This is a genomic window from Stenotrophomonas sp. YJH_SMC_33 (assembly GCF_059372295.1).
The window spans coordinates 60,086-85,925 of sequence record NZ_JCAFVJ010000016.1; the positions used below are offsets into that span (position 1 = coordinate 60,086).

Annotated in this window: 21 protein-coding genes; 8 read left to right on the forward strand and 13 right to left on the reverse strand. The window is 66.6% G+C overall.

The window, feature by feature from the left end:
• The first annotated feature begins 175 nt into the window (after positions 1 to 175).
• From AC5P9W_RS18335 to lpxH, 4 genes are all read left to right on the forward strand, one after another.
• On the forward strand, positions 176 to 3,100 hold the full coding sequence (locus tag AC5P9W_RS18335; RefSeq protein ID WP_111097980.1) for a TonB-dependent receptor domain-containing protein: 2,925 nt from the start codon (positions 176 to 178) through the stop codon (positions 3,098 to 3,100).
• Between the two features lie 143 nt (positions 3,101 to 3,243).
• Positions 3,244 to 4,389, forward strand: coding sequence for a glycosyltransferase family 4 protein (locus AC5P9W_RS18340; RefSeq protein ID WP_021202985.1), 1,146 nt, complete (start codon positions 3,244 to 3,246; stop codon positions 4,387 to 4,389).
• Positions 4,370 to 4,909, forward strand: a complete 540-nt coding sequence (locus AC5P9W_RS18345; RefSeq protein ID WP_010483928.1) for a phosphatase PAP2 family protein — start codon at positions 4,370 to 4,372, stop codon at positions 4,907 to 4,909. The genes AC5P9W_RS18340 and AC5P9W_RS18345 overlap by 20 nt, the downstream gene beginning before the upstream one ends.
• A gap of 65 nt (positions 4,910 to 4,974) precedes the next feature.
• The gene (gene lpxH, locus AC5P9W_RS18350; protein WP_019659544.1) at positions 4,975 to 5,721 is read left to right on the forward strand and encodes a UDP-2,3-diacylglucosamine diphosphatase; all 747 of its coding nucleotides are present in this window, start codon (positions 4,975 to 4,977) and stop codon (positions 5,719 to 5,721) included.
• Between the two features lie 87 nt (positions 5,722 to 5,808).
• Here the strand turns inward: lpxH and AC5P9W_RS18355 are convergent, their stop codons facing one another.
• Complete coding sequence (locus AC5P9W_RS18355; RefSeq protein ID WP_111097981.1) at positions 5,809 to 7,062, reverse strand: M12 family metallo-peptidase; 1,254 nt, start codon at positions 7,060 to 7,062, stop codon at positions 5,809 to 5,811.
• Between the two features lie 225 nt (positions 7,063 to 7,287).
• Between AC5P9W_RS18355 and AC5P9W_RS18360 the strand changes: the two genes are divergently transcribed.
• A complete protein-coding gene (locus AC5P9W_RS18360) occupies positions 7,288 to 8,745 on the forward strand; it encodes a T6SS phospholipase effector Tle1-like catalytic domain-containing protein (RefSeq protein ID WP_021202989.1) in 1,458 nt (485 codons plus the stop codon).
• 22 nt (positions 8,746 to 8,767) lie between these two features.
• Here AC5P9W_RS18360 and AC5P9W_RS18365 read toward each other — a convergent pair whose 3' ends face one another.
• The 7 genes from AC5P9W_RS18365 to AC5P9W_RS18395 form a co-directional block, all read right to left on the reverse strand.
• The gene (locus tag AC5P9W_RS18365; RefSeq protein ID WP_155029009.1) at positions 8,768 to 9,592 is read right to left on the reverse strand and encodes a ferritin-like domain-containing protein; all 825 of its coding nucleotides are present in this window, start codon (positions 9,590 to 9,592) and stop codon (positions 8,768 to 8,770) included.
• Positions 9,593 to 9,601: 9 nt separating this feature from the next.
• Complete coding sequence (gene purF / locus AC5P9W_RS18370) at positions 9,602 to 11,068, reverse strand: amidophosphoribosyltransferase (protein ID WP_021202991.1); 1,467 nt, start codon at positions 11,066 to 11,068, stop codon at positions 9,602 to 9,604.
• 30 nt (positions 11,069 to 11,098) lie between these two features.
• Positions 11,099 to 11,878, reverse strand: a complete 780-nt coding sequence (locus AC5P9W_RS18375; RefSeq protein ID WP_019659549.1) for a CvpA family protein — start codon at positions 11,876 to 11,878, stop codon at positions 11,099 to 11,101.
• A gap of 46 nt (positions 11,879 to 11,924) precedes the next feature.
• A complete protein-coding gene (locus AC5P9W_RS18380) occupies positions 11,925 to 12,968 on the reverse strand; it encodes an SPOR domain-containing protein (protein ID WP_288041494.1) in 1,044 nt (347 codons plus the stop codon).
• Between the two features lie 80 nt (positions 12,969 to 13,048).
• A complete protein-coding gene (gene folC, locus AC5P9W_RS18385; RefSeq protein WP_197574901.1) occupies positions 13,049 to 14,320 on the reverse strand; it encodes a bifunctional tetrahydrofolate synthase/dihydrofolate synthase in 1,272 nt (423 codons plus the stop codon).
• Between the two features lie 35 nt (positions 14,321 to 14,355).
• A complete protein-coding gene (locus AC5P9W_RS18390) occupies positions 14,356 to 15,000 on the reverse strand; it encodes a histidine phosphatase family protein (protein ID WP_005408242.1) in 645 nt (214 codons plus the stop codon).
• Between the two features lie 200 nt (positions 15,001 to 15,200).
• Positions 15,201 to 17,363 carry a S46 family peptidase gene (locus AC5P9W_RS18395; RefSeq protein WP_111097983.1) on the reverse strand — a complete coding sequence of 721 codons (2,163 nt, stop codon included), beginning with the start codon at positions 17,361 to 17,363 and terminating at the stop codon, positions 15,201 to 15,203.
• Positions 17,364 to 17,842: 479 nt separating this feature from the next.
• Here AC5P9W_RS18395 and tdh point away from each other — a divergent pair, with 479 nt between their 5' ends.
• On the forward strand, positions 17,843 to 18,865 hold the full coding sequence (tdh, locus tag AC5P9W_RS18400; RefSeq protein WP_026346966.1) for an L-threonine 3-dehydrogenase: 1,023 nt from the start codon (positions 17,843 to 17,845) through the stop codon (positions 18,863 to 18,865).
• A gap of 118 nt (positions 18,866 to 18,983) precedes the next feature.
• On the opposite strand, the gene AC5P9W_RS18405 is transcribed toward tdh, so the two are convergent.
• Positions 18,984 to 19,679, reverse strand: a complete 696-nt coding sequence (locus tag AC5P9W_RS18405) for a TorF family putative porin (RefSeq protein WP_021202258.1) — start codon at positions 19,677 to 19,679, stop codon at positions 18,984 to 18,986.
• Positions 19,680 to 19,879: 200 nt separating this feature from the next.
• On the opposite strand from AC5P9W_RS18405, the gene kbl reads away from it, so the two are divergent.
• Positions 19,880 to 21,088 (forward strand): glycine C-acetyltransferase, encoded by a 1,209-nt coding sequence (gene kbl / locus AC5P9W_RS18410; protein ID WP_021202257.1) that lies wholly within the window; start codon positions 19,880 to 19,882, stop codon positions 21,086 to 21,088.
• Positions 21,089 to 21,206: 118 nt separating this feature from the next.
• On the opposite strand, the gene AC5P9W_RS18415 is transcribed toward kbl, so the two are convergent.
• From AC5P9W_RS18415 to AC5P9W_RS18430, 4 genes are all read right to left on the reverse strand, one after another.
• The gene (locus AC5P9W_RS18415; protein WP_019659556.1) at positions 21,207 to 21,542 is read right to left on the reverse strand and encodes a hypothetical protein; all 336 of its coding nucleotides are present in this window, start codon (positions 21,540 to 21,542) and stop codon (positions 21,207 to 21,209) included.
• Between the two features lie 84 nt (positions 21,543 to 21,626).
• A complete protein-coding gene (locus tag AC5P9W_RS18420) occupies positions 21,627 to 22,436 on the reverse strand; it encodes a pseudouridine synthase (protein WP_019659557.1) in 810 nt (269 codons plus the stop codon).
• Positions 22,437 to 22,456: 20 nt separating this feature from the next.
• Positions 22,457 to 22,963, reverse strand: coding sequence for a hypothetical protein (locus AC5P9W_RS18425; RefSeq protein ID WP_014646073.1), 507 nt, complete (start codon positions 22,961 to 22,963; stop codon positions 22,457 to 22,459).
• A gap of 220 nt (positions 22,964 to 23,183) precedes the next feature.
• Entirely contained in the window at positions 23,184 to 24,275 is a 1,092-nt protein-coding gene (locus tag AC5P9W_RS18430) for an OmpA family protein (protein WP_019659558.1), read from the reverse strand.
• Positions 24,276 to 24,633: 358 nt separating this feature from the next.
• Between AC5P9W_RS18430 and AC5P9W_RS18435 the strand changes: the two genes are divergently transcribed.
• Complete coding sequence (locus tag AC5P9W_RS18435; RefSeq protein WP_021202255.1) at positions 24,634 to 25,653, forward strand: zinc-binding alcohol dehydrogenase family protein; 1,020 nt, start codon at positions 24,634 to 24,636, stop codon at positions 25,651 to 25,653.
• The last annotated feature ends 187 nt before the right edge of the window (positions 25,654 to 25,840 follow it).

Sequence of the window (25,840 nt, forward strand, 5' to 3'; positions counted from 1 at the left end):
ATTGATCTGCTTCCGCTTTGTGCAGAAACGTCACACCTGTCTGCACGACTTTCGTCGCTTGCCCATACGTCTCCACGCCCGTCTTCACTAGGTTCGAACGTCCACCACCGCGGTGGCATTGACGCAGCCCCGCTTGGCTGTGTTCCGAAGACTTCGAAGACCGAGAGAGAGACCCATGACCATCCGTATTCCCGAACTGGGGTTGGCGATCCGTCGTGCACTGACGATGACGGCCACCACCGCACTGGCCGCCCCCGCATTCGCCCAGCATGCACCGGAAGCCACCACGCTGGACCGTATCGAGATCACCGGTTCGCGCATCCGCCAGGTCGACCTGGAAACCGCACAGCCGGTGCTGACCATCAGCCGCGCCGACATCGAGCGGCAGGGCTTCAATTCCGTCGCGGACATCCTGCAGAACCTGACCGCGACCGGCAGCCCCGCGCTCAGCCGCGCCAGCCCGCTCAGCAGTGGCGAAGCCTCCGGCGGCAGCTACGTGGACATGCGCGGGCTGGGGGCGCAGCGCACGCTGGTGCTGGTCAACGGCAAGCGCCTGGGCATGACCACTTCGGGTTACCAGGACATTTCCAGCATTCCCGCCGCTGCCGTGGAGCGCATGGAAGTGCTGAAGGACGGCGCTTCGGCCATCTACGGTTCCGACGCGATGGCCGGCGTGGTCAACATCATCACCCGGCGCAACGTCCAGGGCGTGGCGGCCAACGTCTACCACGGGCAGTTCAGCGAAGGTGACGGTGCGCGCACCCAGTACGACGTGGTTGCCGGCTGGTCGAACGACCGCGCCTCGATCAGCGTCGCCGCCGAGCATGTCGAAGAGAAGGGCGTATGGGCCAAGGACCGCGGCTTCAGCGCCTACAGCTACACCGATCGTCATCCGGACGATGGCTGGACCACGGTCGGCCAGTGGGGGCGCATCGTCGGCTTCAAGGGCCCGGGCTGCAGCAGCAGCCGTGGCTGCAGCTATTCCCTCGACCGCGGCAGCCAGCCGGGCGGGCCGGACAGTTTCCACCTCAGTGACAACACACCGTTCACCGGTGATGTCAGCAACAGCAACGAGCAGATGCACGTGCAGACACCGATCAAGCGCGATTCGCTCTTTGTCGACGCACGCATGGATATGAACGACCAGGTCCGCTTCAATACGCAGCTGGCCTACAACCGGCGTACCACCACGCGCCAGGTCGCCGGCTATCCGTTCCAGTCCGCTGCGGCCGGCATCACGCCGATGTCCGCCGACAGCTGGTTCAACCCGTTCGGCAGCCACCACGGCTATGAACACCCAAGCGACGTGCACTGGAACCGCCGCACCTGGGAGATTCCGCGGGTCAGCATCAGCGAACTGACCACCTGGCAGGGTGTGGCCGCGTTTGAAGGCAGCTTCCAGTTCGTCGGTCGCGAGTTCGATTGGGAAGCCGGCTACCAGTACAACCGCAGCGAACTGGAGCAGCGTGCCACCGGCAACCTGCACAAGCAGCGCGTCGCCGATTCCACCGGCCCTTCGTTCTACAACCCGGCCACCGGCAAGGTGGAATGCGGTACACCGGAGGCACCGATTGCCGGCTGCAAGCCCTGGAATCCGCTGGTGCCGTATGGCCAGGATGACCCTTACGGCCTGACCGGCAACGGCGAACTGCAGGACTGGCTGTTCCCCGAGGAAATCACCCGTGGCAGAAACACCACCCGCAACCTGTTCGCCAGCCTCAGTGGAGGCCTTGCCACGCTGCCTGCGGGGGAACTGGGCTTCGCCCTGGGCGTGGAGAGCCGCCGCGAGGAGGGGCGCTTCATTCCCGACGCGCTGGCCCAGACCGGTGCCACCACCAACCTGGCGGCGGGCCCCACTGGAGGGGGTTACCGCGTCGACGAGGCCTACCTGGAGCTGAGCGTGCCGTTGCTGCACGACCTCCCCGGTGCACGCCAGCTGACCCTCGACGCGGCAACGCGCTACTCGGACTACACCACCTTCGGCGGAACCCTCAACAGCAAGTTCGGCGTGTCGTGGAAGCCGATCGACCAGCTGCTGGTCCGTGGCACCTGGGCGCAGGGCTTCCGTGCACCGACCATCGCGAATCTGTACGGTGGGGGTTCGCAGACCTTCACCACCGGCTTCCGTGACCCCTGCGATACGGTGTATGGCGCGGCCGCCAGCAGCCCGGAGGTGCGTGCACGCTGCGCCGCCGACATCGCCAATGCAGACAGCTACCGCCAGCTCGGCCAGGGCAATGAGCCGATCACCGGCAGCAGCGGGCAGACACCGCTGCCCTTCACCAACGGTTCCAATCCCGACCTGAAGCCGGAAACCTCTACCAGCCGCACCCTGGGCCTGGTGTGGAGCCCGACGTTTGCCGAAGGGCTGAACATCGCGCTGGACTGGTGGAAGATCCGCATCGACAACACCATTGTCGCCGACCACCCCAACGACATCCTCCGCGACTGCTACGAACTGGGCATCGCCGAGCGCTGCGGCAGCTTTACCCGCGACCCGGAGCTGGGCATCGTCAACACGCTCAGCTATGGCAGCCGCAACAGCGGTTTCCGCCAGGCCGAAGGCTATGACCTGGAGATCGGCCACAAGATCGAAACCTCCTGGGGCACGTTGAGCGCCGACTGGAAGACCACCTATGTGGTCGCTGCGGAGCAACGGACCACCAACGAGGCGGATGTACCGCCGATTCCCAGCAATGGCATCGCCACCGACGGTGGCATCGGCTTCCGCGTGCGCTCCAACGCATCGCTGGGCTGGGAACGCGGCAACCTCGGCCTGACTTGGGGCCTGCGCTACTTCTCTGCGGTCAAGGAGCGCTGCCTGGGCGTTGATGAGTATCCGAACGAGTGTTCGCACCCCGACCAGCGCGCACCATGGTTCAGCGGCAGCCGTGACTACAACCGTCGCGGATCGGTCACCTTCCACGACGTGCAGGCACGCTACAACCTGCCATGGGATGCGACCGTCTCGATCGGTGCCAACAATGTGTTCGGCCGCCAGGGTCCGGTCATGTACAGCCAGCCGAGCGCCAATTTCTCCTACTACGGTGGCTTCGACATTGGTCGTTTCATCTACATGAAATACCAGCAGCGCTTCTGATCCACCGCGCTTGCTGCAGCACCGCCACGGCCCTTCGGGGCCGTGGCTCCACGGCAACCGGACGGCCGTCATCCCGTGGTCGCAAAGCGGTCATATCAGCTACATCGCCAGGCCCGAGCATGCCGGAAACCCGGAGGCCCGCCATGCGCTATGCCATCGTCACCGAGACCTACCCGCCGGAAGTGAACGGCGTTGCCCTCACCGTGCAGGGCCTGGAGCAGGGACTGCGCAATTCCGGCCATGAAATCGACCTGATCCGGCCACGCCAGGCCAGCGAAGCACCGGACTCGGCGCCAGGTGCGCTGCTGGTTCCGGGCGCCGCACTGCCGCGCTACCCCGGCCTGCGCTTCGGCCTGCCTGCGCCGATCCGGCTCAACCGCCACTGGCAGCAGCGGCGTCCCGATGCGGTCTACATTGCCACCGAGGGCCCGCTGGGCTGGTCGGCGCTGCGCACCGCACGCCGCCTTGGCATTCCGGTCGCCAGTGGTTTCCACACCCGCTTCGACGAGTACCTGCCCGACTACGGCGTGGCCTGGCTGCAGGCCGCGGCGATGCGCTGGATGCGCCGGTTCCACAATCAGGCCGATGCAACCCTGGTGCCCACCCGCGAACTGCAGCAGTTCCTTGTTGAACAGGGCTTCGACCGCGTGTGCCTGCTGGCGCGCGCGGTCGACAGCCAGCAGTTCGATCCCGGCCGGCGCGACCCGGCGCTGCGCGAGGAATGGGGCGTGGACGGCAATGGCCTGGTCGCGATCTACGTCGGCCGCATCGCCGCGGAAAAGAACCTTGGCCTGGCGGTGAGAGCCTTCCGACGCCTGCAGCAGATCCGGCCCAAAGCCCGCTTCGTATGGGTGGGCGATGGCCCAGCCCGCGAAAAACTGGCACATGAAAACCCGGATTTCATCTTCTGCGGCATCCAGCGCGGCGATGCGCTGGCCCGGCATTTCGCCAGCGGCGATCTGTTCCTGTTCCCCAGCCGCAGCGAGACCTTTGGCAACGTGACCCTGGAAAGCATGGCCAGCGGCCTGGCCACCGTCGCTTTCGACTATGGCGCGGCTCGCGAATACCTGCGTGACGGCGAGAACGGCGCGGCCGTGGAAAACGATGAGCAGTTCATCGAGGCAGCCGTGCAGCTGGCCGCCGATGATGCACGGCGCCGCGAGTTGGGCAGCAGCGCCGCGCGTGCGATGAAGCGCCTGCATCCACAACAGGTGGTTGCCGAATTCGATGCGCTGCTGGCCGAGCTGGCCCAGTCGCGGAGGAGCGGCCATGCGCACTACGCCGCTTGAGCTGCTGGCCGGCCGCGAAGCACGGCTGTGCCGCCGGGCCAACCACTACTGCCGGCGTCGCCGTGTGCGCCGGCTGTTCTCGGTCATCAGCCGGCTCGGCGATGGCGTGTTCTGGTACGTGCTGATGGGCGCACTGGTGCTGCTGGACGGCTTCGACGGACTGCGTGCATCGGTGCACATGGCCGCCACCGGGCTGGCCGCACTGCTGCTCTACAAAGGCCTCAAGCGCTGGACCCGACGCCCTCGCCCGTATGCGGCCGATCTGCGCATCCGCGCCTGGGTGGCGCCGCTGGACGAGTTCAGCTTCCCTTCCGGGCACACCCTGCACGCGGTGTCGTTCACCATCGTCGCGCTGGCCTACTACCCGTGGCTGGCACCGCTGCTGGTTCCCTTCACCTTCGGCGTCGCGCTGTCGCGGGTGGTACTGGGCCTGCACTACCCGTCCGATGTACTGGCCGCCACCGGCATCGCCATCCTGTTGGCCTCGGCCAGCCTGGCCTGGCTGCCGCTGCCGGTGTGATGGCCGCTGCACCGGCCGCGCGTGGCCCGGCGCTACCGTCATCGTTGATGGCCTAGAATGCAGGCATGACCACGCTGTTCATTTCCGACCTGCATCTGGACCCCAGCCGTCCGGAGATCACCGACCTGTTCCTGCGCTTCCTGCGCGACCAGGCGCCCGGCGCCGATGCGCTGTACATCCTGGGCGACCTGTTCGAGGCCTGGATCGGCGACGACACGCCCTCACCCGCCGCCGATGCGGTGGCCGACGCACTGAAGGCACTCTTCGACAGCGGCGTGCCGGTGTACTTCATCCGCGGCAACCGCGATTTCCTGCTCGGCGAGGACTATGCCCGCCGCGCCGGCCTGCGCATCCTGCCCGACCCCTGCGTGATCGAACTGTACGGCCGCCCGGTGCTGCTGCAGCACGGCGACCTGTTGTGCACCGACGACATTCCCTACCAGCAGTTCCGCGCGCAGACGCGCGACCCGGCATTCCAGGCGCAGTTCCTGTCGCAGCCGCTGGCCGCGCGCATCGCCTTCGCGCAGAAGGCGCGTGATGCCAGCCAGGCACGCCAGGCGGAAATGAAGCAGGGTGACCGCGCACAGTTCGAGACCGTCACCGACGTGGCCCCGGCCGAAGTCGATGCCACCTTCGTGCGCCACGGCGTGGATACGATGATCCATGGCCACACCCATCGCCCGGCGGTGCACACGCTTCAGGCCGGTGGACGCACCTGCACCCGCATCGTACTGGGCGACTGGTACGAACAGGGATCGGTGCTGCGCGTGGATGCCGGCGGCTGGTCGCTGGATACGCTCGCGCGCGAATGATGGATCGCAGGGTGCCAACCAGGGTTGGCATCTACCCGGGCAGGTGCACGCACCCGGGCAGACACCGCCCCTGGCCGGCGCCTGGCCTCAGCGGAAGCCCGCGATGGTGGCCTTGGTATTGACCAGCACGCGCTGGTTGTCGGCGGTACTGGCGTTGCCCATCGGGATGCCGTTGTAGCTGATGTTCGGGTTGGACCAGTAGTTCAGGCGCGGGCAGCTGCGGGTGCAGTTGTAGGCCATGATCGTGCGCCAGCCGGTGCCGCTGGACGGCTCATAGCGATAACCATGGCCATAGGCGTACGGCGAGGTGCTCGGGTCGGTGGCGATATCATGCCGTGCACTCTGCAGGTGGCCGATCTCGTGCGCGAACGAGTAATAGCCTGTCGCGCAATCCCAGTACACCGCCGCGAAGGCGGTGGAAGCCGTCGAGCCTATGCCCGAGGCCAGGCCACAGTACGCACTGTTGTTGATCAGCAGCACGCCCACGTCCGCCGTGTAGGTGTTCCGGCTGGTGTGGATGCTGTCCATGTAGCCGTCGCTGGTGCCACGGAAGCGGGCCAGATCAGTATCGAAGCTGCCCGATTCGGTGTAGTTGGTGGTCTCGTAGCGGGCCAGCTGCATGGTGATGCCCACGTTGCTGTTGACATACCCCTGGTTGGACTCGGCCACGGCCAGCTGCACCAGCGACTGCATGTTGCCGCCATAGGCCGCCACGGCCGCATTGGTCGCCACCACCAGCACGCGGATGGTGGCCGGGGTGCCGGACGACGCCTGTGCGGTACCGATGCGATCGTTGGCGCCCATCGGGATTTTCGGCAGCTGGTTGTAGTCGGCCGGATGGTCGGCCGGCATCCGCGATTCGTCCACTTCCACCAGCACGTGGCGGTTGCCCAGCGGGCGCAGGCGATAGAGCTTGCCGTCCTTGCGGATCGACCCAGTGATGGTGTCGCCCGAGCGCACCAGGATCAGCGAATTGCCCGGATCGTCCTGGCCATTGGACGTGGCAGCGGTCAGCTTGTCCGAAGGGGAGCGGAACTGGCCGTACCAGATGTTGCCGCCATCGGGCAGCGCCTCCACCTTGCTGCGCACCGCCTGCACGCGCCGGCCGAGCAGTTCGAACTCGAGCTGCGGCTGCGCGGTGGCAGCTGCATCGACACGCACTTCCTGTACCGTCGCGGTGGACGGGGTGGCCAGCAGCTTGCCCAGCGCGGGCTCACTGTTTGCCGATGCACGGCTGATGACCGTCACTGGCTCGAACAACGGTGCCGCCTGCGCGGCCGCTGCCACCGACAAACCCAACACCAGGCCACCTGCCGCTTTGCCAATCGATCTGGACAACATTGCGTCGCTCCTTGAATGATGTGAACAGCGTTGATGCAGCACGCCCGGGTTTGCCGGGTTTGGCCATATGGCCTGCGTGGGCCGTGTGAATTCAATAGAAGACGGAGATGAAAATCAGGAACTGTGATCCACCGCATCTACGTTAATTAAGGTCAAAAGCGTCACTACACTTCGCCAATACACCGCTTTCGCGCTACCGTGACGTAGCCACGACGGGACATGCACATGGCTCCATCGCAGGACACGGACGAAGATGTCGGCTTGCTGCGGATAGGCCTGTTCTTCGATGGCACCCGCAACAACGCACACAACCTGGCACGCGGTCGCCCCCGGGTTCCGCAGCCACGTCCGGCGCAGCTGCGTGCGGATGACGATTCGACCTACCAGAGCCGGCTGACCAGCAGCTACGACAACGGCCTGACCAACATCGCACGCCTGCAGCAGCTGTATCCGGACAGCCGCCGCGATGCGATGGCCACACCTTCGCTGTCGATCTACGTGGAAGGCGTGGGCACCCGCGACGATGCCGACGACGACCTGATCGGACTGGCGTTCGGCATCGGCGCCAGTGGTGTGCGCGCGAAAGTGCAGCGCGCGCTGCAGGTGCTGCTTCCGGCCGCACTGTCGGGACTATCCGCACGCTGGCAGCGACCGCTGCATGGCGTGCAGCTGGACCTGTTCGGTTATTCACGCGGCGCTGCTGCCGCACGTGACATCGCCAACCAACTTCAGGGCTGGGACGGCGTGCGCTGGCGCCAGCTGCTACAGGCCGCCGGCCTGTCCTGCACTGCGAACTTCGCCCCGTCCACGCCGGTGCTGCGCTTCATCGGGCTGTTCGACACCGTTGTCGCGGTCAATGGCGGCCGCGCCGAGGAACAGCCGCAACTGGCGCTGCGCAGTGGCATCGCACGCCACGTCGTGCAGCTCACCGCGCGTGATGAACATCGCCAGCACTATGCACTGACCAGCGTGGCGCCGCCGTTCACCGAGATTGCCCTGCCCGGCGTGCACGCCAACATCGGTGGCGGCTACAACCAGCTCGACGAAGGGCCCAAGCTGCTCAGTCGCCCGCGCCGGCAGTTGCTGCGCCGCCCCGCGGTTGCCGACTACCAGATTCCTCCACTGGCGATGCTGCAGGCCACCACGGCCTATGCTGAAACACAGGCCGATGCCGAACGCTGGCGACAGCAGCTGGGCGTGGACGAGAAGGAAATCTGGGTGGATGTCTGGCACCAGTGGCAGCAGCAGCGACGCGCCGGCAGCCGCAGCGTGCTGTTGTCACCGGTGCTGTATGTGACCGCCGCTGTAGTACTGCGCCGGCCCATCGACTGGCGTTACCAGCTGATCGCACTGCAGGTGATGCAGCAGCAGGCCATCGATGCCGGCGTGCAATGGACTGCAAATGCCGCCGAGGTTCCCGGCTGGGAACTGCCGTCCGCCCTGCGGCCTATCGCACGGCGCCTGGTGGCCGGACAGCCACTGACGGCGACACAGGAGGCGCTGCTGCGTCGGCGTTACCTGATGCAGTCGGCGCACTGGAACTTCGATGCACTGGGCGACACCGCACTGACCTACGCCGCCGATGCCGGCGTCAGCGAACTGCCGTATCGACCAGGCCCTGGCTTGTTCTATATCAACCGGCCAACCGTGGATGGCAAGCGCGTGGTGTTGCCGAACGCATAAGAAAAGGGGACCTCCCCTGTTCTCAGCCGGCCTGCTCGACAAGGTTGGCCAGCTCATCCGCATCGAACCCGGCCAGCAGGCGCGCTTCCATGTTGAACGGCCCGTGCAGGTAGCCGCCGGCATACTCCACAAGCAGTTCCTTGAAACGTGCGCGCGGCTCGACACCGGCGCGGTCGCAGTACCAGCGGTACCAGCGCGAACCGGCGGCAACATGCGCCACTTCCTCACGCAGGATCACCTCCAGCACATCGGCGGTTTCGCCATCACCGACATTGCGCAGTTTCTCGATCATGCCGGGCGTCACGTCCAGGCCGCGCGCTTCCAGCACGCGCGGCACCAGCGCCATGCGTGCCAGGCCATCGTGCGCGGTCTTTTCGCACATTTCCCACAGGCCGTTGTGCGCGGGGAAGTCGGCGTAGTCGTGGCCATGCACCTGCAGGCGCTCGCGCAGCAGCATGAAATGCCGCGATTCGTCGTCGGCACAGCTGACCCAGTCGGCATGAAACGCCGACGGCAGGCCACGGAAGCGGTACACCGCGTCCCAGGCCAGGTCGATCGCGTTGAGTTCGATATGGGCGATGGCGTGGATGAAGGCAGCCCGACCTTCCACGCCCCCCAGTCCGCGCCGCGGAACTTCGCGCGGATGCACCAGCATCAGCTGCGCTGGCCGGCCCGGCATGCGGATCGGTTCCGGCGGTGGCGCATCGGCCACCACCTTCAGGCGACCGGCACGGAACGCGGCCGCATACGCCTGGGTCAGCGCAACCTTGCGCAGCGGGTCGGCTTCGGCCAGGCACTGCTGCGCTGCGCGCAGCAGGTCGCCACCAACGTCGGGTACATCGACCACGCCTGGTCCTCAGGCGCGCCGCTTGTGCTTGGCGTCGTCCGACCGCAGCTGCTGGATGCGCTCGAAGTAGCCCGGTTCAATGCCGGTCGGGTAGTGGCCGTTGAAGCAGGACGAATCGAAGTTGCGCAGCGCCGGATTGCCCTCGCTCACTGCCGCTTCCATGTCTTCCAGGTCCTGGTAGATCAGCCAGTCGCAGCCCAGGTGGGCTTCGATCTCTTCCACGGTGCGGTTGTGCGCGACCAGTTCCTCGGCCGCCGGCATGTCGATGCCGTAGATGTTCGGGTAGCGCACCGGCGGCGCGGCGCTGGCCAGATAGACCTTGCGCGCGCCCGCGTCACGGGCCATCTGCACGATCTGCTGGCTGGTGGTGCCACGCACGATCGAATCGTCCACCAGCAGCACCACGCGGTTGCGGAACTCAAGGTGGATCGGGTTGAGCTTGCGACGCACCGACTTCACGCGTTCGCCCTGCCCCGGCATGATGAAGGTACGGCCGATGTAGCGGTTCTTGATGAAGCCTTCGCGGTACTTCACGCCGAGCACGTTGGAGATCTCAAGCGCAGCGTCGCGCGAGGTATCCGGGATCGGAATGATGGTGTCGATGTCATGATCCGGGCGCAGGCGCAGGATCTTCTCGCCCAGCTTGATGCCCATGCGCATGCGCGCCTTGTGCACCGAGACATTGTCGATCATCGAGTCCGGGCGCGCGAAGTACACGTATTCGAAGATGCACGGGGTGTGCTCGGCCGGCTCGGCGCAGATCTCCGAGAACAGCTCGCCGCGCGCGGTGATCACCAGCGCTTCGCCCGGCTGCACATCGCGCACGCGCTGGAAGCCCAGCACGTCCAGCGCGGCCGACTCGGACGCCACGATGTACTCGTCGCCCTCGGCATGGCTGCGCTTGCCCAGCACCAGCGGACGGATGCCATGCGGGTCGCGGAAGGCAACCAGGCCCAGGCCCAGCACCACGCTGACCACCGCATAGCCGCCCTTGCAACGGCGGTGCACGCCGGCCACCGCGCGGATGGCCGCTTCCGGGCTGAGCTGGCGCTGCTGTTCCAGTTCGTAGGCGAACACGTTCAGCAGCACTTCGCTGTCCGAATCGGTGTTGACGTTGCGGCGGTCCTGTTCGAACACCTGCTGGCGCAGCACCTCGGTGTTGATCAGGTTGCCGTTGTGGGCCAGCGCGATGCCGTACGGCGAATTGACGTAGAACGGCTGCGCCTCGTCCATGCCTTCCGAACCGGCGGTCGGGTAGCGCACGTGGGCAATGCCCACGCTGCCTTCCAGGGTGGACATGGTGCGGGCATCGAACACATCGCGGACCAGGCCGGTGGCCTTCTGCACGCGCAGGCGGCTGCCGCTGGCGGTGGCGATGCCCGCCGCATCCTGGCCACGGTGCTGGAGGACGGTCAAGCCGTCATACAACTGCCCGGCGACGTTCTGGTTGCCGACGATTCCGACGATGCCACACATGATGCGAGGTCTCCGCTGGGCTGTGCCCAGTTACAAGGAAGGTGGCCGTACCTGGCCGCGGTGGTCGCCGCGCACGCGGTCGACGTTGGCCGGATCGCCCGGCTCGATACTGTCCGGCAGTGCAGGAGCATCCGGGCGCACTTCCGCCGGATCGTAGGAATCGCCCTGTTCCGCTTTCGCAGGCCGCAGCCATCCGCTGCCTGCCACTACCTGGTTGAGGATGCCATTATCGCCTGCCGCGCCCGGCTTTCCCAACCCGGCGCCTGCGTTCTTGCCCAATTCCATCAATGCAGATGGGGACAGCGCGTCGGTCGGCAAGGCCTTGGGCAGCAGATCGGCCCCGGGAACCTCCCAGTGCGGCAGCTTGCTGTTCATCCAGGCAACGGTGGGATTCAGCAGTGGGCGCACCGCCGAGCGCTGCCAGGAGGGTTCGGCAGTCAACGGGGTGAAACTGCCCAGCAGCAGCAGGATCGCTGCGATCAGGCCGCCCCGCACGGCGCCCAGCACCCCGCCCAGCAGGCGGTCCAGGCTGGTCAGCATGCTGCGGTGGACCAGGGCCTTGATGACCATGCCGATCACCGCGACCACGATCATCACGCCGATGCCGACGCCCAGGTAGCCGCCGACGAAGTGTTCGCCACCGGGGGCCGCCGGGGCAGCCCACCAATGGGCGGCATCATTGCCGAAGGCGAAGGCCGCCCACGCGGCCAGCAGCCACGACAGGGTGCCAATGACGATGCCGACGAAGCCGCGCAGCATCCCCAGCAGGGTGGAGGCGGCGATCACGATCAGCAGCACCACGTCGATCATGGCGCCCCGCTCCTTCGGCGGCGCTGGCAACGCGGCTGCGCGTGGGTCATGGGTGCGGCCGGACCATGCCGGCGACGCCGACCTTGGCGGCGACCTGCGCCTTCAGCTGCTCGGCATCGCCACGGTTGGCCACCGGCCCGACGCGGACGCGATGCAGGGTGCCCTTTTCGGTGCGCACCTGCTCGACAAAAGCACTGAAGCCGGCGGCGCGGACCTTGTCGCGCAGGGCGTTGGCATCGTTGGCCTGGCCGAACGCGCCCAGCTGCACGGCAAAGCCGACGCCGCTGGCGGCCGGTGCTGCCGGCGTGGCCGGGGCCGTTGCCGGCTTGCTCGCGGTGGCCTCCGGCTTCGGCTCGGGCTTCGGGGTTTCGGGCTTCGGCGCCGGCTTCGGCGGCTCGGGCTTGGCCGCCGGAGTGGTCGTTGCAGTCGGCGTACTCGGCGGCAGGCTTTCACTGCGCACCGGGTTGCTGCTGGCCGACGGCGCGGTGGCGGCGGATGGGGTACTGGCGCTCGGCGTAGCCGGTGCCGGGGTGGCTGCCATCGGGGCGCTGCTGTCCGCTGCGGCATCCAGGGTGATCACTTCGGCCTTCACATCGGCACGGATCTTCACCGCCTGCAGGCGGGCGGCCTCGGCCTGTGCACGGTCGGCGTACGGCCCCACGCGCACACGCCATGCCTGACGGCCGTTGATGGTGGTCGCTTCTGCGAAGCCCGGCAGCTGCGAGCGCTGCAGGTAGGCAATCACGGCATCGGCGTCGGCCCTGCTGCCGTAGGCGCCGAAGGTGACGGCGTAGTTGCCGGCAGCAACCGCCGGGGAGGTGTCCACGGTCGGCGGAGTGGCCGGCGTGGCGGCGTCCTGCAGCGGCTTGGCCTGCCCGGTCTGCAGGCCGGTGGCACCACCGGCCGGAGCCACCAGCGGTAGTTCACGGGTTTCGAACTGGCCATCGGCCGGCGCGTCCGGCGCGGCGATCGGCACCGAGGCCACACCGCTGTCCGGTGCAGGTCCCTTGACCAGCATCGGCAGGAAAATCACGGCCAGTGCGACCAGCACGATGGCACCAATCAGACGCTGTTTCAGAGGCGTATCCACGTGAGGCGGCAACTGTCCGGAGGTTGCGGTCGATTATACGGGTGCCGGACCGGACGGCGTCGGGATTGGCTGAACGTGGCTCAGGCGTTGCGCTGCAGCCACTGCAACGCGGCGGCGGCGGTATGGAAGGAGCCAAACACCAGTACGCGGTCACCGCGCTCGGCCCGGTCCAGTACCTGCGCCAGCGCCTGCCCGACCGAAGCGGCCAGCTGCGCGCTGCCAGCATCGGTCTCGGCCAGGCGCGCCTGCAACTGGGCGGCACTCTGGCCGCGCGGGCCGTCCAGGCCGGCAAGGGTCCACTCGCCAACCACGCCCTGCAATGCCTGCACCACACCCACCGCGTCCTTGTCCTGCAATGCGGCATACACCGCCAAGGTGCGCCCGGCCGACGCTTCGGCCTTCAGCGCACGGGCCAGCTGGCCCGCCGCCTGCGGGTTGTGCCCGACGTCGACGCGGATCTGCACGCCATCTCGCTCGAACGCCTGCAGCCGACCCGGGATACGCGCCGCCGCGATACCAGCGGCCCACGCCGCGCGCGGCACCGGCTTGTCCAGCGCGCGCAGCGCAGCAATGGCGGCACCCGCATTGGCCAGCTGGATCGGCCCGGCCAGCGCCGGGGTTGGCAGTTCCATGCGCAGGCCAACGTCCCGCCAGCGCCAGCGCTGGGCATCGATCGGCTCGTAGAAATAGTCGCTGCCGCCGCGGATCGCGTTGGCACCCACCAGGTAGGCCCGTGCGAGCACGCTCGACGGCGGGTCGGTCTCACCCAGGATCACCGGCTTCCAGCCACGGATGATGCCGGCCTTCTCGGTGCCGATTGCTTCGCGGTCTTCGCCCAGCCATTCGGCATGGTCGATGTCCACAGTGGTGATCACGGCCACATCGGCGTCGACGATGTTGACCGCATCCAGGCGACCGCCCAGACCCACTTCCAGAACCGCCAGGTCCAGCCCGGCGTCGGCGAACAGCTGCAGCGCGGCCAGCGTGCCGTACTCGAAATAGGTCAGCGTGGTCTCGCCGCGTGCGGCCTCGACGGCGTTGAACGCAGCAACCAGCGCCGCATCGTCCACGTCCTGGCCGTCGATGCGCACGCGCTCGTTGTAGCGCAGCAGATGCGGCGAGGTGTACGCGCCAACCTTCCAGCCGGCGGCACGTGCAATGGCTTCGATGAAGGCGACGGTCGAGCCCTTGCCGTTGGTGCCACCAACCACGATGGTGCGCTTGCCCGGCACCCCCAGGCCCATCGCGGTGGCCACGGCGCGCACGCGCTCCAGGCCCATGTCGATGGTCGCCGGGTGCTGGCGTTCAATGTAGTCCAGCCAGTCGGCCAGGGTGGTCGGGGTGTTCGTCACGGCAGGGGTTCCAGCAGAAGCAGGTGGTTCGGGAATCAGAGGGCGCGGTGCTTGGCTTCGCCGAAGAACGGCGTGTGGTGGGCGCAGTCGTTCAGGCGCACCACTTCCAGGCTGTCCAGGTCGGCGCCTTCGAGCAGGTTGAGCGTGGTCGGTGCCTGGCGGAAGGTCCACAGCCGGGAAAGCGGCAGGCCCAGCACCTTGCACAGGATCACGCGGTTGACCGCATCGTGCGCAACCACCAGCAGGGTGTCGTGCTCGCCGAGGCCTTCGGTGGCGCGGGCCAGGCCACGCCAGCTGCGCTCCAGCACCAGGCGCAGCGATTCGCCGCCGGGCATCAACACCGTATCCGGCTCCTCGCGCCAGGCCTGCAGGCGCGACGGATCCTTCTCGTGGATCTCGCTGGCCAGCAACCCTTCCCATTCACCGTGGGCGATTTCCTGCAGCTCCGGCTCGGTCAGCAGCATGTCGGCGCGGGCGGCGCCAAGCGCCAGCTGCGCGGTCCGCTGCGCGCGCGACAGCGGCGAGGCGACGGCACGGGTGATGTCCACCGAGGCCAGGCGGGCACCCAGGGCCTGGGCCTGGGCTTCGCCGATCGGCGAAAGCGGGATGTCGATCTGGCCCTGGTAGCGGCCTTCGGCGTTCCACGGCGTTTCGCCGTGGCGGGCAAGCAGGATGCGCATGCGTGCAAGGGGTCCTGGGGGGAGGAGGTTTCCGCGTTTCGTTCACATCCTGTGAAGCACGCGGAACAGGGATGATACCTGTTCGGCGCACCGGGCCGGGCCGGGCATGAAAAAACCCCGCGACGTGGGTCGCGGGGTTTCGGAATTCCCGGCCATCGGGTCGTGTTTGCCGGCCAGCGGCCGGCACTACCGCAACCGGTTTATTTCGCCAGGTTCAGTTCCTTCAGCAGCTGCGGCGCCGGCGCCACTTCCTGCATGATCCACTGCATGTAGCGGCTGTCGACGGCGATCATGCGGGTCATCACCGGGTCGAACACCCAGTTGGAGCTGACCGATTCCCAGTTGCCATCGAAGGCCAGGCCGACCAGCTTGCCGTTGGCGTCCAGCACCGGCGAACCCGAGTTGCCGCCGGTGATGTCCAGGTTGGACAGGAAGTTCACCGGCACCGAACCGATGCGCTTGTCTTCCAGGCCGCCGTAACGCTTGGCCTTGACCGCATCGAGCAGCGCCTTCGGCGAATCGAACGGATCTTCACCGGTCTCCTTCGCCGCCACGCCTTCCAGGGTGGTGAACGGGGTGTACGTCACGCCGTCCTTGCCATAGCCCATGACGTTGCCGAAGGTGATGCGCAGCGACAGGTTGGCGTCCGGGTAGACAAACTCACCCTGGCTCTTCTTGTAGTCGGCCACGGCCTGCAGGTACAGCGGGCGCGCGGTCAGCGATTCGCCTTCGCGGATCTTCTTCTGCTCTTCCTGCTTCAGCAGTGCCGGCATGACAGCTACGGCGTACTGGATGGCCGGATCGCTGCTGGCTTCAAACGCGGCACGGTCGGCCTTGAACCACTTCAGGCGTGCATCCAGGCTGCCCAGCTCGGTGCCCGACAGCTTGGCCACCACCGACTTCACCGCAGCGGCATCGCTGCCGGCCAGCCACTTGTTCAGCACGTCATTGTCGCGCTGCGCGGCCGGCAGGGCCACGTACTGCTCCAGCCAGTAGGCCTGCAGCTGCTGGTCCATCTTCGCCACGTAGCGACGATCCATCTGCTTCAGGCCACCTTCGATGGTGGTCAGGTCGCGTTCCTGGTAACCGGCTTCGCGTTCGGCATCCGGCTTGCTGCGCTCGATCGACAGGCGGTACAGGGTGATCGCCGCGCCAACGGCCGAGGTGTTGTTGAACTGGCCGACGAACAGGTCGCGTTCGCGGGTGGCCTTGCTGGTATCCAGATGCTTGAGCAGCTGCGCGTGTGCGGCCAGGGCCGGCTTGCCGGCAGCGCCCTGCTTCTTCAGCCACGCCAGCACGGCGGCTTCTTCAGCCTGCTTCTGGCCAGCGGCGTCGATGCGCTTGAAGCCTTCCAGCTGGCCCAAGTAATTCTTGGCCACGTTGTTCATGCTGGCGGCGGTGGCGGCGTACTTCACCTTGACGTCGGCGTCGGCCTTGCCGGCGTCGGCGATCAGCTTCAGCACCGCGTTGTAGTGCTTGGCGATGGTCGGGTAGGTGAAGCTGGCGGTTTCGTTGAACTCACCGGCCAGCGCGTAGCGGTTGGTGCGGCCCGGGTAGCCGGCCACCATCACGAAGTCGTCGGCGCCCAGCGGCTGGTCGGCGAACTTCAGGAAGTGCTTGGGCTGGTACGGCACGTTGTCGGCGGCGAAGGCGGCCGGCTTGCCGTCCTTGCCGACGTAGGCGCGGTAGAACGAGAAATCGCCGGTGTGGCGTGGCCACATCCAGTTGTCGACGTCGCCGCCGAACTTGCCGACGCTGCCCGGGGGCGCGTAGACCAGGCGCACATCCTTGATTTCCATGTTGCGGAACAGGCGGTAGGTGTTGCCGCCGGAGAAGCTGTACAGGCGGCAGCGGAAACCGGCATCGGCCTCACAGGCGGCAACCTGGGCCTTGTCGAAGGCGTCCAGCGCGCGGCTGCGGGCCAACGGGTCATTGCCGGCGGCGGCGATGGCGGCCTTGGCCTGGGCGGTGACGTCGGTGATCTGGTCGAGCACGAACACGCGGGCGTTCGGGCCGGCGCTCAGTTCGTCCTTCAGGGTCGGCGCGTTGAAGCCGTCCTTGATCAGGTTCTTCTGCGCGGTCGAATTCAGCTGGATGGCGCCATACGCGCAATGGTGGTTGGTGACCACCAGACCCTGCGGCGAGACGAAGCTGGCGGTGCAGCCGCCGAGGGCGACGACCGCGCCCATCGGGTCGCCGGTCAGGTTGGACAGCTGCTGCGGGGACAGCTTCAGGCCGGCCTTCTGCAGCGGGCCGGCGATTTCCGGCAGCTGCTGCGGCACCCACATGCCTTCAGCGGCATGGGCGACCTGGGCCAGCCCGAGGCTGGCGACGATGGAAAATGCAAGCAGGTTCGAGCGCATGGAGCGGCCCCTGGTAGTGGAACCCTCGATTGTAGCCCGCCGCCCTGCCCCGGCCCGAACCCCGGAAGTCATGGGCCTGCTTCTTGCTCTGCCACGCGCACGTCGGCCGCGCACACGGAAATCGTCCAGAGGGGGCGTGGTCACCTTGGACGGGACCGTTGGCGCCATGGGCCGGGCGCATGCGACTGGCGGGTTGGGCAGGACGCCCAACCCCGGTCTTGCCGTGTGCGCAGGATAGCGCGCACGAGCAAGGCGCCATCGAGCACCATGGATGGGCTTTTGCGTGTCCCGGCCAGGGTGACCACGCCCCCTTTCCCGGATCAGGGAGGCGCCGCTGTTCGCAGTACGTTCGAAACGCCCGCCGGCGCACGCCTTTCGTTCCACCACTGCACCCGCAGCGCAACATGGGAAATCCGCGCGGCACCCTATAATCCGCGCTTTCCCCCCTGATGAGTTCCACCCCGATGGCGCAGCAAACGATGAAGGCCCTGGTCAAGCGCGAAGCAGCCAAGGGCATCTGGCTGGAAGAAGTTCCGGTGCCGACCCCCGGCCCGAACGAGGTCCTGATCAAGCTGGAGAAGACCGCGATCTGCGGTACCGACCTGCACATCTACCTGTGGGACGAGTGGAGCCAGCGCACCATCAAGCCGGGCCTGACCATCGGCCACGAATTCGTCGGCCGCGTCGCCGCGCTGGGCTCGGCAGTGACCGGCTATGAGATCGGCCAGCGCGTCTCGGCCGAAGGCCACATCGTCTGCGGTCATTGCCGCAACTGCCGGGGCGGCCGCCCGCACCTGTGTCCGAACACCGTCGGCATCGGCGTCAACGTCAACGGCGCGTTCGCCGAATACATGGTGATGCCGGCCAGCAACCTGTGGCCGATCCCGGACCAGATTCCGTCGGAGCTGGCCGCGTTCTTCGATCCTTACGGCAACGCCGCGCACTGTGCGCTGGAATTCGATGTGATCGGGGAGGACGTGCTGATCACCGGTGCCGGCCCGATCGGCATCATCGCCGCCGGCATCTGCAAGCACATCGGCGCGCGTAACGTAGTGGTGACCGACGTCAACGACTTCCGCCTGAAGCTGGCCGCCGACATGGGCGCTACCCGCGTGGTCAACGTGGCCAACCAGTCGCTGAAGGACGTGATGAAGGAACTGCACATGGAAGGCTTCGACGTGGGCCTGGAAATGAGCGGCAACCCGCGCGCTTTCAATGACATGCTCGACTGCATGTACCACGGCGGCAAGATCGCCATGCTCGGCATCATGCCCAAGGGCGCCGGCTGCGACTGGGACAAGATCATCTTCAAGGGCCTGACCGTGCAGGGCATCTACGGCCGCAAGATGTACGAGACCTGGTACAAGATGACCCAGCTGGTGCTGTCCGGCTTCCCGCTCGGCAAGGTGATGACCCACCAGCTGCCGATTGACGATTTCCAGAAGGGCTTCGACCTGATGGAAGAAGGCAAGGCCGGCAAAGTGGTATTGAGCTGGAACTGATCCGCCCCACGGTAGCGCCGGGGCATGCCCGGCGTCACCGGAATGAAAAAGGCGCCCGATGGGCGCCTTTTCCAATGCGTGCCAGGCAAGCCTGGCACCTGCCGTAACGCCTGCGGCGTTACTTGCCGACGGCCACGCTCAGCATCACCCGGCTGTGGGCCAGCTTGCCGGAGTTGTCACGGCCGTTGCCATCGGTGCCGTAGTAGCCCAGGCCGACGTTGAACAGGCCGAACTGGCGCGCGACGCCGACGTTCCAGTCGGTGTAGTCCTTGGCGATGCCGTCCTCGAAGGTGCTGCGACCGACGTTGGCATTCAGCGTGAAGTCTTTCGGCAGGCCCCAGCTGCCGCCCAGGCCGAAGTACCAGCCATCGGTGCTGCTGTTCCAGACATCGTTGGTGTAGGCCACCGTCAGCTTGTAGGTCTCATCCAGCGTGGTGGTGGTGATCAGCTCGTTGTAGTTCAGCTCGCTGGCACCGAGGTAGGTGTAGCGGTTCAGCAGGGCGTCGAAATTGACGCGGGGCGTGACGTCAACGCCATAGCCGATCTGGTAGTCGACCTCGGTGCTCGGGTCGCCCGGACCGAAGTCGACGCCCGAACCCCAGACACCGGCATACAGGCCGACCGGCGAGGTGTAGGTGAACCCCGCCTGCAGGGTCGGCTTTTCGTCGGTCTGTGAGACACCACGGAACAGGTAATCGGAAACGGCGGTGACGTTCCAGCTGTACGGCGATTCGTCTTCCTGGGCACTGGCGGTGAACGGGGCGGCCATGGACAGGGCAGCGGCAATGGCGAGGCAGGCACGGGCGTGCTTCATGAGCGTCTCCGGTGGGGGCGGTGGCGTGGCGCGGAAGGCGGGGCGGCCGGAGCGGGACAGCGCCGGTTCACGAATTTTTAACCCGTTTGCTATTGCGATGCAACATGTGTCCGCTCTGGTGACGCCGCAACTGCGCCGGTTGGCAAGCGGCGATGCCCGGTAGAATCAGCGGTTTCCCCGCTCAGAACCGTGCCCACGCCATGACCGACCCCTCCTCCGCCCTGACCCGCCACTACGCCGAGGAACTGGACGCCATCCGCGCCCAGGGCCTGTTCAAGTCCGAGCGGATCATCACCAGCCCGCAGTCGGCCGAGATCACCCTCGACGACGGCCGCACGGTGCTGAATTTCTGTGCCAACAACTATCTGGGCCTGGCCGACCACCCGGACCTGATCCAGGCCGCCAAGGACGCGCTGGACAGCCACGGCTTCGGCATGGCGTCGGTGCGCTTCATCTGCGGCACCCAGGACCTGCACAAGCAGCTGGAGAAGCAGATCGCCGATTTCTTCGGCAAGCAGGACACCATCCTGTACGCGGCCTGCTTCGATGCCAATGGCGGCCTGTTCGAGCCACTGCTTGGCGAGAATGACGCGATCATTTCCGACGCACTGAACCATGCGTCGATCATCGACGGCGTGCGCCTGTGCAAGGCCAAGCGTTTCCGCTACGCCAACTGCGACATGGCCGACCTGGAAGCCCAGCTGCAGGCCGCCGATGCCGCCGGCTGCAAGACCAAGCTGATCACCACCGACGGCGTGTTCTCGATGGACGGCTTCATCGCGCCGCTGGACGAGATCACTGCGCTGGCGAAGAAGTACAACGCGCTGGTGCACATCGACGAATGCCACGCCACCGGTTTCCTTGGCGCCACCGGCCGCGGTTCGGCCGAGGTCAAGGGCGTGCTGGAGAAGATCGACATCATCACCGGCACCCTGGGCAAGGCCATGGGTGGCGCACTTGGCGGCTTCACCTGCGCCAGCGCCGAAGTGATCGAACTGCTGCGCCAGCGCTCGCGCCCGTACCTGTTCTCCAACTCGCTGCCGCCGCACGTGGTGGCCGCAGGCATCAAGGCATTCGAAATGCTGGCCGCCGCCGACGACCTGCGCAGCACGCTGGCCGAGAACACCGCCTACTTCCGCGAAAAAATGACCGCGGCCGGTTTCGACGTGAAGCCGGGCGTACATCCGATCAGCCCGGTGATGCTGTACGACGCGCCGCTGGCACAGAAGTTCGCCGAGCGCCTGCTCGAAGAAGGCATCTACGCGATCGGTTTCTTCTTCCCGGTGGTACCCAAGGGCCAGGCGCGCATCCGCACCCAGATCAGCGCCGCGCACAGCCGCGAGCATCTGGACCGCGCGATCGATGCATTCACGCGCATCGGCGTCGAACTGGGCGTGGTCAAGGGCTGACCGCACCGGGGTCGGATCCCCAGGGGTAGCGCCGGGCCATGCCCGGCGATTTCCCGAAAGCCGCGCCATGCGCTCGCCGGGCACGGCCCGGCGCTACCGAAATGACGCGCGACGCGCGTCACTTCTTTTTCTTCTTGCCCTTCGGCTCGTCCTTGCTGGCCACCACCACCGGCTTGGCGGCGGCATCCTGGCCATTGCCCTTGGCTACGCGGATACCGTTGGCCTTCATCCAGGCATCGAACTCATCGGCGGTCATCTTCTTGTCGCCGTTGCTCATCAGGAAGCGGTAACTGCCGCGACCATCCAGCTCCGGGGTCTTCACTTCCACCACCGGGGTCTCGGCCGGCGTTTCCGCCTTGGCCACCTTCTTGTGGCCACCACAGGCGCTCAGCAGCACCATCGGCAGCAGCAGGCCTGCGCAGCGCAGGGTTTGATTGAGGGTCAGGTGGTACATGGCAGGCTCCGTTCGGGATATTCGACAGCCAGGCGCCCCCTACGCCTGGAACGGCGGCCGGCAAACGCCGGCCACGGGCGATGATCAGCCCGGTGCAGCGGCCCCCAGCCGCTGCTGGTCGCTGACCTGCAGGACCCGCCACTGGCCCTTGCCGAGATCGCCGAGCTGCAGCCCGCCGATCGCGACCCGGACCAGGCGCAGCACCTGCAGGTCGAAGGCCGCCAACAGGCGGCGGATATGGCGATTGCGGCCCTCGTCGAGGACCACCTCCAGCCATGCGGTCTTGTCGCCACTGCGCAGTACGCGCACGGCACGGGCGGCGAGGAACTCGCCCTCGTCCTCCACGCCGGCCCGCAGTGCCGCCAGCGTCGCGTCATCGGGCAGGCCATCAACCTGCACGTGGTAGGTCTTGTCCGGCCCGGTCTGCGGGTCGGTCAGGCGCGCCGCCCACTGCGGATCGTTGCTGAACAGCAACAGCCCTTCACTGGCCTTGTCCAGGCGCCCGACCGGCGCGATCCACGGCAGCCCCGCGCCATCGAAACAGCGGTAGACGGTGTCGCGGCCGCGCTCGTCCTGCGCGGTGGTCACTACCCCGCGCGGTTTGTTGAGCATCAGGTACAGGCGCTGTGGCGCGCCCATGGGCTGGCCATCGACCTCGATCGGCGGCACCGGCTGGCCAATCGGAAATTCCGGGTCGCGCACGATCCGGCCGGACACGCGTACGCGGCCTTCGGCAATCCAGCGCGCGGCCTCGCTGCGCGAGCACACGCCGGCCTTGGACAGTACGCGCGCCAGGCCATGGCGGACACCGGCGGAAGCGGCAGCGGAAGTCGCACGCCCACGCGGTGCGTGGGAGCGGGCAGCGGGGGCAGCAGGTGGGCGGCGCGTGCGCAAGCCTCTGCTCCCCGCGGTGCTTATTTCTTGTCGACCGGCTTGGTCTCAGCCGGTGCTTCAGCCGCCGCCGGCGTGGCGGCCGGGGCCGGACGCGCCTTGACCACGCGCACACCGCGCGCCTTCATCCAGGCGTCGAACTCTTCGGCGGTCATGCGCTTGCCGTTCTGGCTCATGTCGAAGCGCCAGGGCGTGTTGTCGAATTCGGTCTGCGGCTTGTAGGCCGCCGGATCGTTCGGCTTCACCGCCGGTGCGCTAGGGATGGCCTTGGCGATGTTCTGGCAGCCGTCGATGCGCAGGCGCTGCAGCACCTGGTCCAGCGACTGCGACGGATCGTAGTTGCTGCTCAGCACACCGGCCGGCATGCCCAGCTGGTTGCCACGGATGTACAGCTCGTCGGCCACCGGCGCGATGGTCGTGGCCGGCAACGGCAGCGGCGAGGCGCTGGTGTTGACCGAGCAATCGACCGCAGCGTGGGCGGCGGGAACCAGGGCCAGCGCCAGGAAGGCGGCCGATGCAGAGCGCAGCATGAGGGGCATCCAGGAAAGGAAGGGACGCGGCGAGTTTAGCAATGCCGCGACAGCTTTCAAGCGCCACTTTCAATGAATACGGCAACTCATTGGTTTTAAGGATAAAAACCCGACGAACGGTTACTTGCAGACCACCAGATGCCTGGATTGAGTGCCGCAGAAACAACAAGACCCGGCCGAAGCCGGGTCCTGCTGTGTCCTACTGGCAGAGCGTCAGAACTTAGTTCTGGACGTTCAGCTCGGTACGACGGTTCTTGGCGCGACCTTCCGGGTTGTCCGAACCATCCGGGTTGGTGTTCGGAGCAATCGGACGGCTCTCGCCGTAGCCGATCGGGCCGACCAGGCGACCGGCGTCAACGCCGTTCTTGGTCAGGTAGTTGTACACGGCGGTGGCGCGACGCTCCGACAGCTTCTGGTTGTAAGCGTCGGTACCCTTCGAGTCGGTGTGACCGGCAACTTCAACGCGCAGATCCGGGTAACGCTTCAGGATCTCGGTGGCTTCGCTCAGGATCGCCACGGCGTCCGGACGCAGGTTCGACTTGTCGAAGTCGAAGTTGACGCCCTTCAGGTCGATGGAGACCGGCACCGGGCAACCGTCCGGACCGATGGTCTGACCCGGCTGCGAGTTCGGGCACTTGTCGTCGCAGTTGTTGACGCCGTCACCGTCGTCGTCCAGATCGGCGCAGCTCGGGGCAACCGGAGCCGGAGCCGGAGCAGCCGCGACCGGAGCCGGGCCCAGCGGGATCACGACGCCGACCGAAGCCAGCACGTCACCGAACCAGTCTTCGTTCGGAGCGGCAACGCTCTGGTCGTCGAAGTCAGCGCGGTAAGCCACTTCGGCGCGGACAGCAACGCGCTTTTCGAAGGTGGTCTGCAGGCCGACGCCCAGCTTGGCGGCAACGTTGCCGTCCTTACGCTGGCGCGGACCGTTGGCATTCAGCGCCGGGTACTCTTCTTCCGACTTCTGGTAGCCCAGGCCACCGACGATGTACGGGTTCCAGCCGCGGCCTTCCTTGATGAAGTGGCGACGCAGGTCCAGCGAGACGCCGTACTGCGACCAGTTCAGGTCCTTGTTCGAATCGAAGTTCGGGTTCTGATAGTTCAGCTCACCGTCCAGCGACCAGTTCGGGCTGATGAACTTGCCCAGGCCCAGGGTCACGAACGGAGCATCATTGGTCAGACGGTCGCTGTCCTGGAAGTTGAAGCCGGCCGAACCGGTCAGGTACCAGCGGTCATCGAACTCCTGCGCCGAAGCTGCCTGGGCGAAAGCCAGGCCGCCCAGCAGCGCGGCAGTAAGGATCTTCTTGTTCATTGAGTACAGCTCCTATTTCGGGGGTATGAAACCGGTAGAGGCATGGGCCAGCACAAGTGCGTCGATGTACGACAGCCGATTCAGCACGCCACCGCCGCGAACATTATGCTCAGGCGGGTGAAGGCCATGTTAACAGTCCCGTAACATGTGAAGTGTTGCGCCCGACCGTCCATCGGTCCGACGTTGAAACCCTATACAGGATGATGAAAATCCGCAAGACCCTCACGCTGCAAGGGTTTGACGGGGTTTAGGCGTTGGAAACGACACATTGCGCAGCGCGCTGCGATGAGCAGTTCAGCGTCTCTGCGAAAAGGTGAGGAACCTTATGATGGAAACCACGAACCCAGCCGGAGCCGTGATGAAAGCCGTCGCCCTGAGTCGTGAGTCCGCCCCCGCGCTGTGCGATATCCGCCTTCCTCCGCCGCTGCCTCCACGGGGGCGCGACCTGCTGGTGCGGGTCGAGGCGATTTCGGTCAACCCGGTCGACGGCAAGCAGCGTGCCAGCACGGATCCAGCCACGCTCCAGGCACCTCGCATCCTTGGCTGGGACGCGGCCGGCGTAGTGGAGGCGATCGGCGACGAGGCCAGCCTGTTCGCGTCCGGTGATGAGGTCTATTACGCCGGTGATGTCACCCGCCCGGGGTGCAACGCGCAGTACCAATGGGTGGACGAACGTCTGGTCGCGCGCAAACCCACCACGCTGGATTTCGCCGAGGCCGCGGCACTGCCGCTGACCACGCTCACTGCCTGGGAACTGCTGTTCGAGCGTATGCCCCTGCGGCTGGATGATTGCCGCCACGCCGGCCAGAACCTGCTGGTGATCGGCGGTGCGGGCGGCGTCGGCTCGATGGCGATCCAGCTGGCCCGCCATGCGGGTTTCGAGGTGATCGCCACTGCGTCGCGCGAAGCCTCGGCCGACTGGTGCCGGCAGATGGGTGCCCGGCACGTGATTGATCACCGGCAGCCGCTCCAGGCCCAGCTGCATGCGCTCGGCATCGACGCGGTGCAGGTCGCACTCAACCTGGCCGACACCGACCGGTACTGGGATGAGCTGGGCCAGCTGCTGGCGCCGCAGGGACATGTCGGGCTGATTGTCGAGCCACGTGGCCCGCTGCGCATCGGCGATCCCTACAAGGCCAAGTGCATCGGCATCCACTGGGAATTCATGTTCGCGCGCTCGCGCTTTGCCACCGCCGACCGCATCGAACAGCACCGCATCCTCAGCCGCGCCGCCAGCATGATCGATGCTGGCCAGCTGCGCGGCACGCTCAGTGAGTCACTGGGCACGATCAATGCGGCAAATCTGGACATTGCGCATCAGCGCCTGGCCAGCGGACGCACGGTGGGCAAGCTGGCACTGGTGGGCTGGGACGACTGAAGCGTCATGTAGAGCCGAGCCCATGCTCGGCTGATGGTGCCAGGCAAAGCAGCCGAGCATGGGCTTGTATGTTCCTCCCGGCTCCTACGCGGTATGTAGGAGCCAGGGTGGAGGGACCGTCAACATGATATCTGCGGATAGCAGCCGACAGACGAGCCGAGCGATCCCCATCCCGCACCTTAACGTC

Excerpts from the sequence above, each read along its gene's own strand:
- AC5P9W_RS18345 (WP_010483928.1), top strand. The coding sequence starts at position 4,370 with ATGCGCACTACGCCGCTTGAGCTGCTGGCCGGCCGCGAAGCACGGCTG.
- AC5P9W_RS18415 (WP_019659556.1), bottom strand. The coding sequence starts at position 21,542 with ATGTACCACCTGACCCTCAATCAAACCCTGCGCTGCGCAGGCCTGCTG.
- AC5P9W_RS18435 (WP_021202255.1), top strand. The coding sequence starts at position 24,634 with ATGAAAGCCGTCGCCCTGAGTCGTGAGTCCGCCCCCGCGCTGTGCGAT.
- AC5P9W_RS18405 (WP_021202258.1), bottom strand. The coding sequence starts at position 19,679 with ATGAAGCACGCCCGTGCCTGCCTCGCCATTGCCGCTGCCCTGTCCATG.
- purF (WP_021202991.1), bottom strand. The coding sequence starts at position 11,068 with ATGTGTGGCATCGTCGGAATCGTCGGCAACCAGAACGTCGCCGGGCAG.
- AC5P9W_RS18360 (WP_021202989.1), top strand. The coding sequence starts at position 7,288 with ATGGCTCCATCGCAGGACACGGACGAAGATGTCGGCTTGCTGCGGATA.
- AC5P9W_RS18390 (WP_005408242.1), bottom strand. The coding sequence starts at position 15,000 with ATGCGCATCCTGCTTGCCCGCCACGGCGAAACGCCGTGGAACGCCGAA.
- AC5P9W_RS18395 (WP_111097983.1), bottom strand. The coding sequence starts at position 17,363 with ATGCGCTCGAACCTGCTTGCATTTTCCATCGTCGCCAGCCTCGGGCTG.
- kbl (WP_021202257.1), top strand. The coding sequence starts at position 19,880 with ATGACCGACCCCTCCTCCGCCCTGACCCGCCACTACGCCGAGGAACTG.
- AC5P9W_RS18425 (WP_014646073.1), bottom strand. The coding sequence starts at position 22,963 with ATGCTGCGCTCTGCATCGGCCGCCTTCCTGGCGCTGGCCCTGGTTCCC.
- AC5P9W_RS18430 (WP_019659558.1), bottom strand. The coding sequence starts at position 24,275 with ATGAACAAGAAGATCCTTACTGCCGCGCTGCTGGGCGGCCTGGCTTTC.
- tdh (WP_026346966.1), top strand. The coding sequence starts at position 17,843 with ATGAAGGCCCTGGTCAAGCGCGAAGCAGCCAAGGGCATCTGGCTGGAA.
- AC5P9W_RS18375 (WP_019659549.1), bottom strand. The coding sequence starts at position 11,878 with ATGATCGACGTGGTGCTGCTGATCGTGATCGCCGCCTCCACCCTGCTG.
- AC5P9W_RS18335 (WP_111097980.1), top strand. The coding sequence starts at position 176 with ATGACCATCCGTATTCCCGAACTGGGGTTGGCGATCCGTCGTGCACTG.
- AC5P9W_RS18340 (WP_021202985.1), top strand. The coding sequence starts at position 3,244 with ATGCGCTATGCCATCGTCACCGAGACCTACCCGCCGGAAGTGAACGGC.
- lpxH (WP_019659544.1), top strand. The coding sequence starts at position 4,975 with ATGACCACGCTGTTCATTTCCGACCTGCATCTGGACCCCAGCCGTCCG.
- AC5P9W_RS18355 (WP_111097981.1), bottom strand. The coding sequence starts at position 7,062 with ATGTTGTCCAGATCGATTGGCAAAGCGGCAGGTGGCCTGGTGTTGGGT.